This window comes from Nocardia sp. NBC_01327, assembly GCF_035958815.1.
Taxonomy (GTDB): domain Bacteria; phylum Actinomycetota; class Actinomycetes; order Mycobacteriales; family Mycobacteriaceae; genus Nocardia.
The window spans coordinates 7512165-7527974 of the sequence record NZ_CP108383.1 but is presented as its reverse complement, the minus strand read 5'-3'; the positions used below and the strand labels follow the sequence as shown (position 1 = coordinate 7527974).

General features: G+C 65.9%; 14 protein-coding genes and 1 pseudogene. 7 read left to right on the top strand and 8 right to left on the bottom strand.

Annotation, left to right across the window (positions count from 1 at the left end; translation table 11 throughout):
* The first annotated feature begins 54 nt into the window (after window positions 1–54).
* The gene (locus OG326_RS34835; protein ID WP_327146672.1) at window positions 55–1119 is read left to right on the top strand and encodes a phosphotransferase family protein; all 1065 of its coding nucleotides are present in this window, start codon (window positions 55–57) and stop codon (window positions 1117–1119) included.
* Window positions 1120–1324: 205 nt separating this feature from the next.
* A complete protein-coding gene (locus OG326_RS34830; protein ID WP_442790863.1) occupies window positions 1325–1927 on the top strand; it encodes a DinB family protein in 603 nt (200 codons plus the stop codon).
* Here OG326_RS34830 and OG326_RS34825 read toward each other — a convergent pair.
* Window positions 1924–2940 (bottom strand): annotated as a pseudogene (locus OG326_RS34825) (agmatine deiminase family protein); the annotation flags it as partial. The gene OG326_RS34830 and the pseudogene OG326_RS34825 overlap by 4 nt on opposite strands.
* A gap of 44 nt (window positions 2941–2984) precedes the next feature.
* Window positions 2985–4175 carry a serine hydrolase domain-containing protein gene (locus OG326_RS34820; protein ID WP_327141368.1) on the bottom strand — a complete coding sequence of 397 codons (1191 nt, stop codon included), beginning with the start codon at window positions 4173–4175 and terminating at the stop codon, window positions 2985–2987.
* A gap of 331 nt (window positions 4176–4506) precedes the next feature.
* On the opposite strand from OG326_RS34820, the gene OG326_RS34815 reads away from it, so the two are divergent.
* From OG326_RS34815 to OG326_RS34795, 5 genes are all read left to right on the top strand, one after another.
* Window positions 4507–6015 carry an HNH endonuclease signature motif containing protein gene (locus OG326_RS34815; protein ID WP_327141367.1) on the top strand — a complete coding sequence of 503 codons (1509 nt, stop codon included), beginning with the start codon at window positions 4507–4509 and terminating at the stop codon, window positions 6013–6015.
* 994 nt (window positions 6016–7009) lie between these two features.
* The gene (locus OG326_RS34810; protein ID WP_442790862.1) at window positions 7010–8440 is read left to right on the top strand and encodes an amino acid permease; all 1431 of its coding nucleotides are present in this window, start codon (window positions 7010–7012) and stop codon (window positions 8438–8440) included.
* 10 nt (window positions 8441–8450) lie between these two features.
* On the top strand, window positions 8451–9263 hold the full coding sequence (locus OG326_RS34805; protein WP_327141366.1) for a serine hydrolase domain-containing protein: 813 nt from the start codon (window positions 8451–8453) through the stop codon (window positions 9261–9263).
* Window positions 9264–9380: 117 nt separating this feature from the next.
* A complete protein-coding gene (locus OG326_RS34800; RefSeq protein WP_327141365.1) occupies window positions 9381–9917 on the top strand; it encodes a DUF3145 domain-containing protein in 537 nt (178 codons plus the stop codon).
* 45 nt (window positions 9918–9962) lie between these two features.
* Window positions 9963–10376 carry a hypothetical protein gene (locus OG326_RS34795; RefSeq protein WP_327141364.1) on the top strand — a complete coding sequence of 138 codons (414 nt, stop codon included), beginning with the start codon at window positions 9963–9965 and terminating at the stop codon, window positions 10374–10376.
* Window positions 10377–10383: 7 nt separating this feature from the next.
* On the opposite strand, the gene OG326_RS34790 is transcribed toward OG326_RS34795, so the two are convergent.
* The 6 genes from OG326_RS34790 to OG326_RS34765 all read right to left on the bottom strand — a co-directional run bounded on the left by OG326_RS34790 (window position 10384) and on the right by OG326_RS34765 (window position 15711).
* On the bottom strand, window positions 10384–10530 hold the full coding sequence (locus tag OG326_RS34790) for a hypothetical protein (protein ID WP_327141363.1): 147 nt from the start codon (window positions 10528–10530) through the stop codon (window positions 10384–10386).
* A 214-nt stretch (window positions 10531–10744) separates the two neighbouring features.
* Window positions 10745–11428, bottom strand: a complete 684-nt coding sequence (locus OG326_RS34785) for a hypothetical protein (protein WP_327141362.1) — start codon at window positions 11426–11428, stop codon at window positions 10745–10747.
* Window positions 11429–11508: 80 nt separating this feature from the next.
* Entirely contained in the window at window positions 11509–12939 is a 1431-nt protein-coding gene (locus OG326_RS34780; protein WP_327141361.1) for an acyl-CoA carboxylase subunit beta, read from the bottom strand.
* 182 nt (window positions 12940–13121) lie between these two features.
* Window positions 13122–14372, bottom strand: a complete 1251-nt coding sequence (locus OG326_RS34775; RefSeq protein WP_327141360.1) for a KasA/KasB family beta-ketoacyl-ACP synthase — start codon at window positions 14370–14372, stop codon at window positions 13122–13124.
* A gap of 9 nt (window positions 14373–14381) precedes the next feature.
* A complete protein-coding gene (acpM, locus tag OG326_RS34770; RefSeq protein ID WP_297616963.1) occupies window positions 14382–14681 on the bottom strand; it encodes a meromycolate extension acyl carrier protein AcpM in 300 nt (99 codons plus the stop codon).
* Between the two features lie 115 nt (window positions 14682–14796).
* Window positions 14797–15711, bottom strand: a complete 915-nt coding sequence (locus OG326_RS34765; RefSeq protein ID WP_327141359.1) for an ACP S-malonyltransferase — start codon at window positions 15709–15711, stop codon at window positions 14797–14799.
* Window positions 15712–15810 lie beyond the last annotated feature (99 nt).

Sequence of the window (15810 nt, the reverse complement as noted above, 5' to 3'; positions counted from 1 at the left end):
GCCCGCCACTTGTGCTGGCATATGCCTTCAGTTGCACTGGACGGTTACGGCACAATGTGGGGCATGTCTGAAGTGCAGCCGGTCGATGTTGATCGCGACCTCGTCGATTTCGCAGTCGTCGGGAAGTGGATGGATGAGCAGGGCTTGCCCAGCGGTGAATTCGAGGAGGTGAAGCCGCTCGGCGGCGGCACCCAGAACATCATGCTGAGGTTCCGCCGAGGCGGGCAGGACTACGTACTGCGGCGCGGACCCAAGCATCTGCGCGCCGCCAGCAACACTGTGATCCGCCGCGAATCCCGCATTCTCGGCGCTCTCGACGGCACCGGCGTGCGCGCGCCCAAGGTGATCGCCGCCGCCGAGGACGAATCCCTCATCGGCGCATCGTTCTATCTCATGGAGCCGATCATCGGCTTCAACCCGCAGACCGAACTCCCGGACCTGCACGCGGGCGATCCGGAGATCCGGCGGCAGATGGGCCTGTCCGCGGTGGAGGCCATCGCCCGGCTCGGCTCGCTCGATCACGAGGCGCTCGGACTGGCCGACTACGGCAAGCCCGAGGGCTTCCTGGAACGGCAGGTGCCGCGCTGGACCAAGGAACTCGAGTCCTACAGCGTCAACGAGGGCTACCCCGGACCCGAGATCCCGGGCGTCGACCGCGTCGGCGCGTGGCTGGACCGCAACCGGCCCGCCGAATGGAAAGCCGGCATCCTGCACGGCGACTGCCATCTGGCCAACATCATGTTCTCCTACGACGGCCCGCAGGTCGCGGCCCTCGTGGACTGGGAGATGTCCACCATCGGCGATCCGCTGCTGGACCTGGGCTGGCAGATCGCCACCCGGCCGCGCCCCGGCACCACCGGATCGGCGCTCATCGGCACCCTCGGCGCGGTCGGCGGGCTGCCCACGCCGGCGGAGATGATCGCGCACTACGGCAAATTCTCCGACCGCGACCTGAGCAATGTCACCTGGTACACGGTGCTGGCCTGCTTCAAGCTCGGCATCGTGCTGGAGGGCACGCATGCGCGGGCCTGTGCGGGCAAGGCGCCCAAGCAGGTCGGCGATTTCCTGCATGCGATCACGCTGGAGCTGTTCGATCTGGCGCATCAGTTGATGGAGTGAGTGTGTGCGGGTGCGCCCCATTCGCATCGCGCGGGCGGGGCGTCGTCCTGCACGATGGCTGTCTGGTGCTACGGCGTAATGATCCGGAGTCGACTGCGGTGGGTGTTCGGCGCGGCACCGTTGCGCAGGTTTGGCGCACCTGTCGCTAATTTGGCGGCGAGTGGCTGAATGTTGGTGGACGGTAAGTTATTGCCACAGTAGGTTCATGGGCATGCCGATCGCTCCCGATGCCAAGGACTGGACCTGGGTGCTCGAACGCACCTGCGCCGAATGCGGATTCGACCCGGACGCCGTCACGTACGAGTCGATCCCGGGGCGGGTGCGTGCGAGCGCCGCCGCGCTGGCCGAGGCCCTCGATAGTCCGAATGCCGCGGTGCGGCCGGATGATTCGACCTGGTCACCGCTCGAGTACGCCGCACATGTCCGCGATGTGTGCCGCATCTTCGAGCACCGCCTCGACATCACCCGCACCGGTTCGGCGCGCCCCGGACCGGCGATCGGCGGATACGACACCTCGGTCGCCGTCGACGATTCCGGCATCCCCATGTTCGCCGACTGGGATCAGGACGTCACCGCGCTCGCGGAGAACTACGGCGCGCAGCATCCGGCGCAGGTCGCCGCCGAACTGCGCGCCGCCGGTGAAACCACTTCTCGCGCATTCGAATCCGTTGCCGAGGACGAGCGCGCGCGTCCCGCCAAGCGCAGCAACGGCTCGCTGTTCACGGTGGAGTCACTGGCGCGCTACTTCACCCACGATGTTGTGCACCACGTCCACGACGTCGAGAAGCGCAGCGCCGCAACGCGCTAACGCACCGCAGGTTCCTGCTGGGTGGTGCAGTGGATGCCGCCACCGCCGGCCGCGATGGCATCGATGTCGATCTGCACCACCTCGCGATCCGGATACAGCCGTTCGAGGGTGGCTTTGGCGGCGGCATCGGAGGGTTCGTCACCGAACTGTGGTGCGATGACCCCGCCGTTGCAGAGGTAGAAATTGATGTAGCCCGCCGCGAAATCCTCGTCGATCCACTCCGGCCGCACCGTATTCGGGCCTTCGATCACCTCGACGTGCAGCGGCCGGCCGTACAGATCCTTGGACTCGCGCAGAATGTCGAGATGGATGCGGGTGACCTCGTAGTCGTACGCGTCCGGATTGTTCTCCAGTCCGGCCACCACCACACCGGGTCCGGCGAAGCGCGCGTAGAAATCAGTGTGCCCGTCGGTGATATCGCGTCCGGCGATACCGGGCAGCCACAGAATCCGCTCGATGCCCAGCAGCCGCTGCAGCTCCCGCTCCACCTCCGGCTTGGTCCAGTCCGGATTCCGATTGTCGTTCAGCACACAGCTTTCGGTGATGATCGCCATGCCCGCGCCGTCGACCTCGATGCCGCCGCCCTCCAGCACCAGCTCGGTATGCAGCGCCTCCGCCCCGGCGTGCGCGGTGACGAGGCTGGCCGCGAGCGCATCCTCGCTGTGCTCCTGCTTGCCGCCCCAGCCGTTGAAATTGAAGTCGACGCCGGCCTTGGCGCGAGGCGCGTCCGGATCCACGACGAAGGTCGGGCCCGAATCGCGCAGCCACAGATCATCGAGCGGCGTCTCAAATAGTTCGATGCCGGGGCCCAGCAGATTTCGAGCCAGCTCCAGCTCCGCCGGTCGCACCAGCATGGCGACCGGCTCGAAACGGGAGATGGTGCGCGCGATATTCGCCAGGGTCTGCTGCGCCAGCGGTAGCAGATCGGCGGTCCACACCCGTTCGCTCGCACCGAATGCCATCCAGGTGCGCCGGTGCGGCCTGCCTTCGTCGGGCATCTCCCAGGGCATCGAAATCGCTCCTCACATCAGGTGGTCGCGCTCCCGGCAGGGAGCGGTCAGAGACAGCGGCGCAGAGCTTGACGGAGATTGCGGGCCCGGACATCGTCGAGGACGGCCATGCCGAGGCGATTCATGGTGTAACCGAAGCCGAGACCTGTTGCCGGATCGGCGAATCCGAACGAGCCGCCGTAACCGGTAGTGCCGTAGGCACGCGCATCGGCGCCGAAACGGAAACTGCCGCAGGACTTCCGGAACCCCAGGTGATAGCGACTCTGAGTGAGCAGGACCAGATCGTCGGCCGGGACATCCTGCGCGGTCTCGGCGGCGGCCAAGCGCTGCAACAGATCTGCGTCGATCGGCAGCTCGCCGGTATCGGCCGCCGCCGCGCCGTAGACCCGCGCCAGTGAGCGGGCAGTACCCACACCGCCCGCGGCCGGGGATTCGACCTCGAGGAATTCGCGTCGCGTGGCCCGGGCGGGCGCACCGACCTGCGGACTGTTCAAGGCGCGGAAGGACAGCCCGCGCTTGGCGTACAGCTGAGCGCCGATGCGCAGCGGCAGATCCCGCTCATACCTGAGAATGTCCAGGCCCTCGGTCGCCGAGAGCGTGGCCACACGATCCAGCGAGATGTCTTCCGGCAGGCCGATATAGAAGTCCAGGCCCAGCGGCGCGGCGAAGTCCTCCGCGAAAACCCGGCCCAGTGTGCGATGCGCCGGATCGACCCGGCGCATCAACTCGCCCTGATAGAGCCCCGCGGTGATCGGGTGATAGCCCTGGCGGGTTCCCGGCCGCCACAGCGGTTTCTGATCCGCCAGCAATACCGCCAGGCCGTCCAGATCGGCCATCTCGCGCAGGCGCACCGGCCGGTCCAGCGCCGCCAGCCCGGCCTGATGATCCAGCAACTGCCGGACGGTGATCGACTCCTTACCGTGCGCCGCGAACTCCGGCCAGTACTTCGCCACCGGCGCCTCATAATCCAGCAGCCCACGCGAAACAGCCGAAGCGACTACAAAAGCCGTCATCCCCTTGGTCGAGGACCACACCGGCGCCATGGTGTCGCGCTCCCATACCAGCGTGCGCTTGCGATCGCGATACCCCGCCCACAGATCCACCACCGGCCGATCCCCGGCATAAACGGCTACCGCCGCCCCGATCTCCCCGTGCTGCTCGAAGTTGCGCCGAAAGGCATCCGCTACCGGACCGAACCCGCTGTCCACCTGACCGTGGACCGTGACCTGCTCACTCATGGTGCCCCCGATGCTAGCCGGGCAAGACCGGCCGCCGGGCGGACGGCACACCGGCACCGGTCACCTGCACTGCGATCACTCCCGAAGGTTCGCACGACGGGGTGGCGCGCCTCGACAACCGGATCGCCGAGTTCCAGCGCCAACTATTGACCCGTCACGTTCCGGTCTGAGGAGGAGAGGACAAATGATGAAAGACGCGTGGACAAGAAGAACGAAAACGAGAAAGACAGAGCAGTCGAGGGTGAAAGGTAAAGATCAGATATTCTGAATATCCTTATATCACAACGGAATTCGCCTTTCCGGGTCTGTTTCCCCGGAGTAGAATAGAGGCATGGAATCAAGGGAAGAAACCGCAATCACGACCAGTGCGCAAGCACTGGTCGCGGCGGTCGATTCCCTCACCACCTTGTCGTTGATTCCGTTGCCTGACACCGACATCGTGGCGTTGATGCAGCAGATCGAAACCAGCACCCGCCGGTTGGCGTCGGTGCAACGGGACCTGATCGTGCAAGCGTGTGCCCGGTCCCTGCCTACCAAGAACGGGTCCGGGAGCCCGGCCCTGTATTTGCAAGCGGTGCTGCATATCTCGCACGGGGATGCGATCAACCGGTGGCGCACCGCCGAAGACCTCGCCGTGTGGCATCGGGTCGGTGACGAACCCGACCCGGCCCCCGTCCTGCCGTGCTCGGCCCAGGCCCTCGATGACGGGGCGATCTCCCTCGATCATGTGCGGGTGATCCGGCAGGTCATGAACCGGCTGCCCAGCAAAGTCCCCGCCGAGGCCCGCGCCTATGCCGAAGAAGAACTGGCCCGGCAGGCGCGTGCGTTGGATCCGACGCATCTGCCGCGGATCGGGGAGCGGATCCTGGGTTACCTCGACCCGGACGGCAAACTCACCGATGAGGATGACCGGCAACGGTTGCGGTCGGCGAGTGCGAGTCCGCAACGGTATGACCTGATGTCCACCCTCACCGTCGAACTCACCCCTGATGCGCGCGGGGCGTTCGATGCGGTCATGGCGAAGCTGGCGCGTCCAGGGATGTGCAACCCCGCGGACAAGGAAAGCCCGTGGGCCGAGGACGAGGACAACCCGATCCCCCGGGACGTACTCGAAGCCTGTGCCGCCCGCGACGAGCGCTCGAAGGTGCAACGCCAGCACGATGCGTTGCTGGCGGTGTTGCACCCGGATTTCAACCCCGCCAAGCTCGGCTCCCACCGCGGGCTGCCCGTCTCGACGATCCTCACCATGAGCATCGAAGACGTGGAACGCGTGGCCGGAGTGGCGACCACCGCGACCGGTGGCACGGTGCCTGTTCCTGAGGCGTTGAAGTTGGTGGCCCGCCGCTCGAAGACGTTCGTGTTGGTGAAGAACAAGGACGGCATGCCTCTGCACCTGGGCGAGGCCCGGTTGGCGAACCCGGCGCAGCGGTTGGCGTTGATCGCCACCGAACGCGGCTGCACCCGCCCCGGTTGCTCGGCCCCGGCGAGCATGGCCGCCGTCCATCATGTGACCGAGTTCTGCAAGGGTGGCCGCACCGACATCGAGAACCTGACCTTGGCGTGCGATCACTGCCATGCCTTGGTCAAGGACGGCCCGCGCGGGTGGAAGACGATCAAACTCGGTGCGGATTCAGACTTCCCGGGTCGTACGGCGTGGATCGCGCCCGCGCATGTGGACCCGTCCGGGACTCCGCAGGTCAATCACCTGCACCATCCCGGTGAGTTGATGTCGGAGGCTCCGCCGTCGCTGCGGCCTGGCCGGGTGTGTCGTGCCTGGGGGTTGTCCCCGGTGCGGTACCGGGTGCTGCGCCGGGCTGCCCCACCGCCACCGCGACAATAGGTTCCCGCCCCTGGTGTCACCGACAGGATCATCCTGTCGGTGCTACAGGTCGTTGCCTATCAGGGTGTTTCGAGACCGGCTCGCTCGCGGAACCCGAACCATGACACCTCGGCCGCGACAAAAGGGCTTCCCGCCCAACTCCCTCACAGTCAGGCCGATCCCGCCCTGCTGCAGGCCGTTGCCCGACTTGGTCTTTCGGGTTCTTGATCTTCGATCCCTGTGTTCCAGGCATCTTTCTTCTTTTCGCTCTTCGTCTTTCGTGTTTGTCTCTGAAACCGGACCACAGCCGGTCGACCGAGCCGGTACCGCAGGTACCTTCCTACTGCGGAAGGTAAATCGGGTACCCCACCCAACGCCACCAGCACGGCCATCTCGGGCCCTGCCCGCACCCCGTGACCCACCACCGCCTCTCGCCGCACACAACCCAGGTGCACCGGCCTCATCTCGGCCTCGAAACCCCCTGAAGCGGGCACCACACAACCCTTCTCTCCGACCACACAGCAGGTATCCGCACGGCACAAACCCGATAACCGCTGTGCCGCTTAGAGACCCGCTGTTCCGTCCCCAGTGGCCGACGGTTTCTATGCCGAAACGGTCGGTGCACCTGGGTTTCTTGCCTCCCGGGCAGGGTTGGTCAGCACGGGGTGCGGGCAAAGCCCGAGATGGCCGTGCTGGGCACGTCGGGTGGGGTACCCGATCTACCTTCCGCAGCTGGGAGGGATGCCTGCGGTACAGGCGGGGTCGACTGGCTGTGGTCCGGTTCTAGAGACGAAGGACGACGGGCATTCGGCGGATTCTTCGGGGCGGGTTTGGGGCTGTGGTTGTCTCGGGGCTTGGTTCGGTGGAAATCGAGGTGGGTGAGGGGGATTCGGGGTGGGGTGGCTGGTTTGCTGGGGGTGAGGGTGGTGGGGAGTGCCGGATGGTTGCGCGCCACTAGTGTGATCGTGGTGCTGGTTTCGAATTTGAGTGCAATGACCGGGTAGCGTGCGGGAACGTGCCAGGACTACCTCGAATCGCCACATCGTTGCTGCGGACCAAACCGGTGGAACAGCTCACGTCCGATGGTGAGCACACCGCGCTGCGCCGCAGTATGGGGCTTGTTCCGCTGATTTCGCTGTCGGTCGGGGCGACGCTGGGCACCGGTATTTTTGTGGTGCTCGGTGAGGCCGCACCGTTGGCTGGGCCCGCGGTGGTCATTTCGTTTGCGGTCGCGGCGCTGGCGGCATTGTTCTCGGCGCTGTCGTACGCGGAATTGGCGGGGGCCGTACCGGTCTCGGGATCGGCCTACTCCTACACCTATGCCACGCTCGGGGAGATTGTCGCCTGGGTGTGCGGATGGTGCCTGCTGCTGGAGTACGGGGTATCGGTCGCGGCGGTCGCGGTCGGGTGGGGCGCGTATTTGAACGAATTCCTGGGATCGACCGTCGGGTGGCGGATTCCGGATGCGCTGTCCTCCGCGCCGAGTGCGGGCGGGGTCGTCAATCTGCCCGCGGCGGTGGTGGTGCTCTTCGCGACCGTGGTGCTGCTGGGTGGAGTCCGGGAGAGTGCCCGCGTCACCACCGTCACCACCATGATCAAGATCGCGGTCCTGATCTTCTTCGTGGTCGTCGCGGTGACCGCGTTCGATTCCGGGAATCTGCATCCCTTCGCCCCGGCCGGAGTGGCGGGTATCAGTGCGGCGTCGTCGATGGTGTTCTTCTCCTTCATCGGCTTCGATGCCGCCTCCACCGCCGGTGAGGAAGCCAAGAACCCGCAGCGGGATCTGCCGCGCGCCATCATCATTTCGCTCGGCATCGTCACCCTCATGTACGTGCTGGTCGCACTCACCGCGGTCGCGGCCGTCGGTGTCGACGATGTGAGCAGTTCGGGCGCGTCCCTGGCCACCGTCCTCGAGCAGGTGACCGGAAGAGGCTGGCCCGCAACGATTCTGGCCGCCGGCGCGGTGATCGCCATTGCCTCCGTGGTGCTGACCGTGCTGTACGGGCAGACCCGCATTCTGGTCGCCATGTCCCGCGACGGGCTCATGCCCAAGGTGCTGTCCAAAGTCGGCGCCAAGCGGGTGCCGACGACCAATACCCTCATGGTCGGCGGGCTGGTCGCGGTGCTGTCGGCGCTGGTTCCGCTCGGCGAACTGGTGAACGCCACCAATATCGGCACACTGGTCTCCTTCGGCCTGGTCAATATCGGCGTGCTGGTCCTGCGCCGCACCAAACCCGATCTGCCGCGCACCTTCCGGACGCTGGTGCCGGTGGTGCCGCTGCTCGGCGTGGGCATGTGCGTATGGCTGCTCGGACACCTGCCGGGCGTGACCTGGCTGGCGTTCACGCTGTGGTCGGCGGTCGGCCTGATCGTCTACTTCACCTACGGCCGCCGCCGATCCGTGCTGAATCGGCCCCGTCCGGCCGCGGCGCATGCCGACTCGTAGGCTCGTCACTGTGCGAGCGCTGGAGCAGATTCGAGAGTGGCCGGTCCGGAATGCCGCGGCGGGTGTTGTGGTCCGCGGCAAGGGCGTGCTGGATAGCGCGGGCGACCTCGATCGGGTGTTCCGGCTCGCGTCGGTGACCAAACCGCTTGTCGCCTACGCCGTCCTGGTGGCCGTGGAGGAGGGCGCGATCGAGCTGGACCAGCCCGCGGGTCCGCCGGGCGCCACCGTGCGGCACCTGCTCGCGCATACCTCCGGACTGGCCTTCGATACCAGCGAGGTGCTCGCCGAACCGGGCGCGCGGCGCATCTACTCCAGCGCGGGGTTCGAGGTGCTCGCGGATTTCGTTGCGCGGCAGACCGGAATCCCGTTCGACCGGTACCTGCACGAGGGCGTGTTCGAACCGCTCGGCATGGCGTCCTCGGTGCTGGCAGGCCCGGCGGGGCATGCGGCGAGCTCGTCGATCACAGATCTCCTACGGTTCGCCGAAGAATTGCTGAACCCCGCTATCCTGAGTGCGGAATTGCTCGCCGAGGCAAGCACAGTGCAGTTCCCAGGACGCAATGGTGTACTTCCCGGTTACGGGTCGCAGCGACCCAACGATTGGGGTCTGGGTTTCGAAATTCGCGATCATAAAGTCCCGCACTGGACCGGTGGCGCGAATTCCGCCCGGACCTACGGGCACTTCGGGCAATCCGGCACTTTTCTGTGGGTCGATCCGGAAGTCGGCATGGCGTGTCTCGCGCTGACGGACGAAAATTTCGGGGACTGGGCGCGCGTGGCGTGGCCGAAGTTCAGTGATGCTGTGATCGCGGAGTTTGCTTGAAATCCGACACGGGCAATAAGTAACACACGCAACACCGGGCACTCCAGTACACTCGGGCAACGCTGGCTCGGAGGGTCGTTGGGGAAGACGCACCCGTCGAAGCCGGAGGTGTTAGTAGTGCGCGGATCTAGTCAGTTCGCCGACGCGACGTCTGGTGTTGTCTACATTCATTCGTCGCCTGCCGCGCTGTGCCCACATATCGAATGGACGCTCACCTCGACACTCAAGGCCCCGGCCAAACTGCGCTGGACCGCGCAGCCGGCGGCCCCCGGGAATTTGCGGGCCACCACCGATTGGTACGGCCCGGTCGGTACCGGCGGTCGGTTAGCTGGGGCATTGCGCGACTGGCCCGTGCTCGCCTTCGAAGTCACCGAGGAACCCAGTGAAGGCGTCGACGGCGAGCGCTACAGCTTCGTGCCCGGCCTGGGCCTGTGGCACGGCGCGACCAGCGCCAGCGGTGACGTCATGGTCGGGGAGATGCGGCTGCGCGCCATCGTCGCCGAAGCCCGGGGCCGCGGCCAGGGCGGCGCCAATGACATCGCCGCCGAAATCGACCGCGCCCTCGGCACCGCCTGGGACGATGCTCTCGAACCCCTCCGGCTCGGCGACGAAGGCGGTGCGGAGGTCACCTGGCTGCGCCGCGACGTCGGCTGATTCACCCGCACGGCAGGCCCACCCCCCTTCGATCAAGGAGCTTCCATGCGGCGCACCGTCGCCACTCTCGCCCTCGCCGGCGCCGTGGCCCTCAGTCTCGCGGCCTGCAACAGCGCACCCGCGACCAAACAGGCCATCCAGGGACCGCCCCCGTCCAGTGCCGCGCCGAGCGACAATGCCTATCCGACAGTCACCTCCGATGGTGCGGTCGACTGCGGCCCCGGCGTGAACGGCCTCGCGGTTGTCGCACTCACCACCAAGGGCACCGACTTCTGCCCGACGGCCCTCGCGGTTACCAATGCCTACGGCGACGCGCGCAAAGCCCAGCCCAAGGGCGACATCCCCGTGACGGTCAACAATATTCGCTGGGTATGCGGTGAGCGGCAAGGCACTCCGAACTCCTACCAGGAGTGCGCCAGCCAGAACGAATCCGCCGAAAAGGTCCGCCTCTACTCGTGAATCGGTGCTAGCCGCTGTTGCGCGGTATTCCGGTGCAGTCGATCGGCTGCGCGTTCTCCGGATCGAGCGCATTCAGAATGTACTGTCTCGCAATCGGATCGGCGGCCAGGAAGAGATGTTCGCTGAAGTCGTTCGGGCAGGCGTCCTGCAGCACGATATTGGTGATGTTCGGGCCGGATGGAGCGATCCCGCTGGTAACGGCGGCGGTTCGGCGGTGGCGCGGCTCGGTCCGTAGCCGAGCACTGCGAGAATGGTGAGCAGAGGCGCGAGCCATATATGGAGAGCGCATACTTCCTAAGTTATGCGACGTGCGTCTCTACGCCTATGGTCATGCGGTACAAAGACATTGGGCATTGTGGCAGGCGATCTCACTCGGCCGTTGCGAGCAATGCTGTGATCGGGGCGGCCACCGCGGGTCCGAAATCCACTGCTGCCGCCAGAATCAGCTCGCGATAGGCGTCGACGAGTGCGAGTGTGCGCAAGGCGGTTTCGGCAGACCTTCGGTCCCGGCCGGGTTTGCCGAGTGCAGTGGAGATGAGATCCGCTGCAGCCCAGTCGATATGGCGATCGAACCAGGCCTGAGCCGACTCGTGATAGGTCTTGCCGTTCAGCCAGTTGGCCATCCACCGGGTCATGGCCGATCCGGTGATCGGCATCATCACGGCGGGAACGAGGGACCGTCTGGTCTGCGCGATGGTGAGCACGAAATCGATTGCCTCCGTGCCGAAACGGGCCAGCAGGCGGCATAGTGGCTGGATGGGGACCACAGTGCTGACCGACGGGGGCCGGCGAAGGTAGGGCAGAGCGATATCGTCGGGCGCCAGTGCCAGGATGTAGGACAACCGCATGCCACTCGGTGTGGGGTACTTCAGCTCGCTGTCGATGGATTTCTGCCAATCGCCCGGCATCCGCCAGTTCCGATTGTCGAGATCGATCGAAGCCCACACGGCTCGCTCGCCTTCCTCCCAAGCGAGCGAGAGGGGCTGCGGCTCATGGAATCCCGTCACCACCACCGGCTTGCGCCGCACGGCAGTGCCTTCGGTGTCCTGCATACGAAGCACGATAGCCGGAGGAACCGACAACTGTGGGCGGCCTCCGGGGAGACCGCCCACAGTTGTTGCCGCATAACGATTTACAGCGGAATGTTCTTCAGGTGACTCGGCCGTGACGGGGCCGCGGCCAGTGCGGCGGCGACGATGGAGCGGGTCTTGGCCGGATCGATGATCTCGTCCACCACGCCGATGGCGACCGCGCGCTCGACGCCGCCCGCGATCTGCTCGTGCTCGACGGTGAGGCGCTCGATCAGGGCTTCGCGCTCTTCCTCCGGGGCGGCCGCGATGGCCTTCTTGTGGAGGATGCCGACCGCGGCCTTGGCGCCCATGACGGCGACCTCGGACTCGGGCCAGGCGTACACGGCCGTGGCGCCCAGCGAGCGGGCGTTCATGGCGATGTAGGCGCCGCCGTAGATCTTCCGGGTCACCAGGGTGACACGCGGGACGCGGGCTTCGGCGAAGGCGTGCAGCAGCTTCGCGCCGCGGCGCACCACACCCTCCCACTCCATGCTGACGCCGGGCAGGTAGCCGGGCACATCGGTGATGACCACCAGCGGGATGCCGAAGGAATTGCACAGGCGCACGAAACGCGCTGCCTTCTCGGCACTTTCGGAGTTCAGGCAGCCACCCATGCGAATCGGGTTGTTGGCCAGCACGCCGACCGTGCGGCCGCCGAGGCGACCCAGACCGGTGACGATGCTGCGGGCGTAACCGCCCTGCATCTCCTCGAAAGTGCTTTCGCCGTCGACATTGTCGAGCAGCTCGTTGACGATCGGCTTCACGTCGTAGGCGCGCTTGGCCGAAGCCGGCAGCATGGCCTTCAGGTCCACATCGCCATGCGCGGCAGCGACGAGATCGAACTCGCCCTGCTCGGCGAACATGGAGACCAGGCGACGGCCGCGGTGCAGCGCATCGGCCTCGTCATTGGCGACGATGTGGCAGACACCGGACTTCTTGCCGTGGGTGACCGGCCCGCCCAGGGTCGCCATATCCACGTTCTCACCGGTGACGCTGCGGACCACATCGGGGCCGGTGACGAAGATACGGCCCTCGGGGGCCATGATCACGATATCGGTCAGGGCAGGACCGTAGGCGGCGCCACCGGCGGCGAAGCCGAGCACCACGGAGATCTGCGGGACCAGGCCGGACGCGCGGACCATGGCCTCGAAGACCAGGCCGACCGCGTGCAGCGCTTCGACACCTTCGGCGAGCCGGGCGCCGCCCGAATGCCAGATGCCGACAACAGGAGTCTTGGAGTCGATCGCGGTATCGATCGCATCGACGATGTGCTTGCAGCCGTCGACACCCATGGCGCCGCCCATGACGGTCGCGTCGGAGCAGTAGGCGACGGTGCGAACGCCGTCGACCTCACCGATCGCGGCGAGCACGCCGGACTTGTCGCGGGGGTGCAGCGGTAGGACGGTTCCGGGATCGAAGAAACGCTGCAACCGACCCAGCGGGTCACGGGGATCGGTCACGGTATCCGCGTGCGCGGGAGCCATGATGGTCATCGCAAACTCTCCTTGGATTAAGGAAGTGCGGTCGCTAGAGAGCGGCTGCCAATGTCGAAGTCCCGGCGGGGATTCATCGAGAGAACCCAGAGGGGTGCGGGTTCTCGATCCGAGTCCCCGCCGGGACCACCTGTCTTACAAACCGGCGCTGATGGTGAACCTGTTACTAGTTCAGCAGTGCGTCAGTACCGGCCGAAGGCGAGCGCGACATTGTGCCCACCGAAACCGAACGAGTTGTTGATCGCGTACTGGATGTCCTGACGGCGAGCCTCGCCGTGCACGACATCAAGGTCGATCTCCGGATCCTGGTTCTCCAGGTTCAGCGTCGGGGGGACGATGCCGTCCCGAATCGCCAGAACCGTGAGTACCGACTCGAGCGCGCCGACGGCGCCGATCGAGTGGCCCAGGGCGGACTTCGGTGCGTAGATCGAGGCGTGGTTGCCCACGGCCTTGAGGATCGCGTTCGCTTCCGCGGCGTCACCGATAGGGGTGGCAGTCGCATGGGCGTTGATGTGGGTGATGTCCTGCTTGGTCAGACCGGCAGTCTGCATCGCCCGTGTCATCGCACGCGCCGCACCGTCACCCGTGGGATCGGGAGCGACCAGGTGGAAACCATCGGAAGTGATACCCGCGCCCAGCAATCGGGCGTGGATCGTGGCGCCACGAGCCTTGGCGTGCTCCTCGGTCTCGATGACCATGAGCGCGCCCGCTTCGCCGAAGACGAAGCCGTCACGATCCTTGTCGAAGGGACGCGAGGCGCCCTTCGGATCGTCGTTGCGGGTGCTCATCGCGCGCATCATCGAGAATGCCGCGATCGGCACCGCATCGATGAAGCCCTCGACGCCACCGGTGACAACGATATCCGCGTCACCCATGACGATCATGCGCCACGCATTGGCGATTGCCTCGGAACCCGACGAACACGCCGAGACCGGAGTGATCACTCCTGCCCGGGCCTTGAGCTCGAGACCGACAACCGCCGACGGACCGTTCGGCATGACCATCTGAACAGCCAGCGGCGAAATCTTGCGATAGCCACCGTTCTTCAGCTTGTCGACCGAATCGATGAGCGCGTCGCCGCCGCCGAGACCGGTGCCGATAGCGACACCCAGACGCAGCGGGTCGACCTCCGGAGAACCGGCGTTCTTCCACACCTCGCGACCGAGAACGGTCGCGAGCTGCTCGACGTAAGCCATCCGCCGGCACTCGACCCGAGTGAGCAGCGTGTCCGGCGCGACCTTCAGATGTCCGCCGATGCGAACCGGAAGGTCGTACTCCGCGATGAAATCGTCTTCGAGAACGTCGATGCCGCTCTCGCCGTTGAGGAGGCCCTTCCACGTCGCATCGACGTCACCAGCGATCGACGTGGTCGCCGCCATGCTGGTGACGACGACGTTGGGGAAGTTCCCATTCAAGGTGGAAGGAGTGGTCACAGGTCGGTCCTACTCGTTTCCGAACTTGGACTTCATGGCTTCGGCGGCCTCAGCGTTCTCGGCCTCGAGCTTCTGGATGTACGACACCGCGTCGCCGACGGTCTTCAGGCTCGCCAGATCCTCGTCCGGGATCTTGACGCCGTACTTGTCCTCGGTCTGAACGGCGATCTCGACCATCGACAGCGAGTCGATGTCCAGGTCGTCGACGAAGGACTTCTCGATGGTCACCTCGGAGGGCTCGATACCGGTCACCTCTTCGATGATCTTGCCGAGCTCTTCGACGATCTGTTCCTGGGTCAGAGCGGCCACTGTGGTGGCTCCCTTCTTAATTCATGTCGATGGTTGGGATTTTTGGTGCTTGCGGTCCGGTCACTGAAAAGTCACCGTGCCCGTCGCCGTTGACGAAGCAGGACCGCGAGTCAAGCTAGCCCGTGGTGGTGAGTTCGGCCAGCGCGGGGATGTCAGCGGGGGTCTTCAGCGCCAGATTCGGGGTGCCCTTGAGCTCCCGCTTGGCAATGCCGACCAAGGTTCCCGCCGGTGGCAACTCTGCCACTGCGGAAACTCCCGCCGTACGGATGGATTCGGTGCACAGGTCCCAGCGCACGGGCCGGGTGACCTGGGCAGCAAGCTTGTCTACCGCATCCTGGCCGGAGGTGACCGGCTTACCGTCGAAGTTCGACAGCAACACCCGGATCGGCTCACTGGGAGCGATCCTGGCGATGGCCTCCGCCACCGCGTCCTGGGCAGGTGCCATGAACGCGGTGTGGAAGGCGCCGGCGACCGGAAGGGCTCGGACCCGAGCCTTTTCGGGCGGGTTGCTCGCGAGTTCCGCGAGCGCGTCCAGCCTACCCGCCGCCACGATCTGGCCGACCGCGTTGCGGTTGGCCGGGATCAGGCCGAGTTCGTCGAGCCGGGCGAGCACGGCGGCTTCGTCACCGCCGAGCACCGCCGACATACCGGTCGGCTCGAGTGCACATGCCTTGGCCATCTCCGCGCCACGGAGAGCAGCCAGAGCAACCGCGTCATCAGCGGAGATGACTCCGGCGATGGCGGCGGCGGCAAGTTCACCGACCGAGTGTCCGGCGACGATGGTATCCGCGGGGAGTGCATCCCGGGGGATTTCCGCGAACGCCAGCAGTGCGGCCGCCACGACCAGAGGCTGGGTCACCGACGTATCGGTGATCTCCTCGGCCGTAGCGGTGGTACCCAACCTCAGCAGGTCCAGTCCCGAGGCCTTCGACCACAACGCGATTCGATCAGCCGCGCCGGGCAGTTCGAGCCAAGGGGTGAGCATGCCGGGTGTCTGAGACCCCTGTCCTGGGGCAAGCAACGCGATCACGCCTCTAAGACAACACTGTGAGGGCGCTCTCACGAGATGTCGGCGCGAATGAAGCTTTGGGGGGTCTTTTGTGAGGTGTCCACAAAAGGGCAAGTGAGT

Excerpts from the sequence above, each read along its gene's own strand:
- OG326_RS34780 (WP_327141361.1), bottom strand. The coding sequence starts at position 12,939 with ATGACCATCATGGCTCCCGCGCACGCGGATACCGTGACCGATCCCCGT.
- OG326_RS34830 (WP_442790863.1), top strand. The coding sequence starts at position 1,325 with ATGGGCATGCCGATCGCTCCCGATGCCAAGGACTGGACCTGGGTGCTC.
- OG326_RS34815 (WP_327141367.1), top strand. The coding sequence starts at position 4,507 with ATGGAATCAAGGGAAGAAACCGCAATCACGACCAGTGCGCAAGCACTG.
- OG326_RS34820 (WP_327141368.1), bottom strand. The coding sequence starts at position 4,175 with ATGAGTGAGCAGGTCACGGTCCACGGTCAGGTGGACAGCGGGTTCGGT.
- OG326_RS34785 (WP_327141362.1), bottom strand. The coding sequence starts at position 11,428 with ATGCAGGACACCGAAGGCACTGCCGTGCGGCGCAAGCCGGTGGTGGTG.
- OG326_RS34795 (WP_327141364.1), top strand. The coding sequence starts at position 9,963 with ATGCGGCGCACCGTCGCCACTCTCGCCCTCGCCGGCGCCGTGGCCCTC.
- OG326_RS34835 (WP_327146672.1), top strand. The coding sequence starts at position 55 with ATGTGGGGCATGTCTGAAGTGCAGCCGGTCGATGTTGATCGCGACCTC.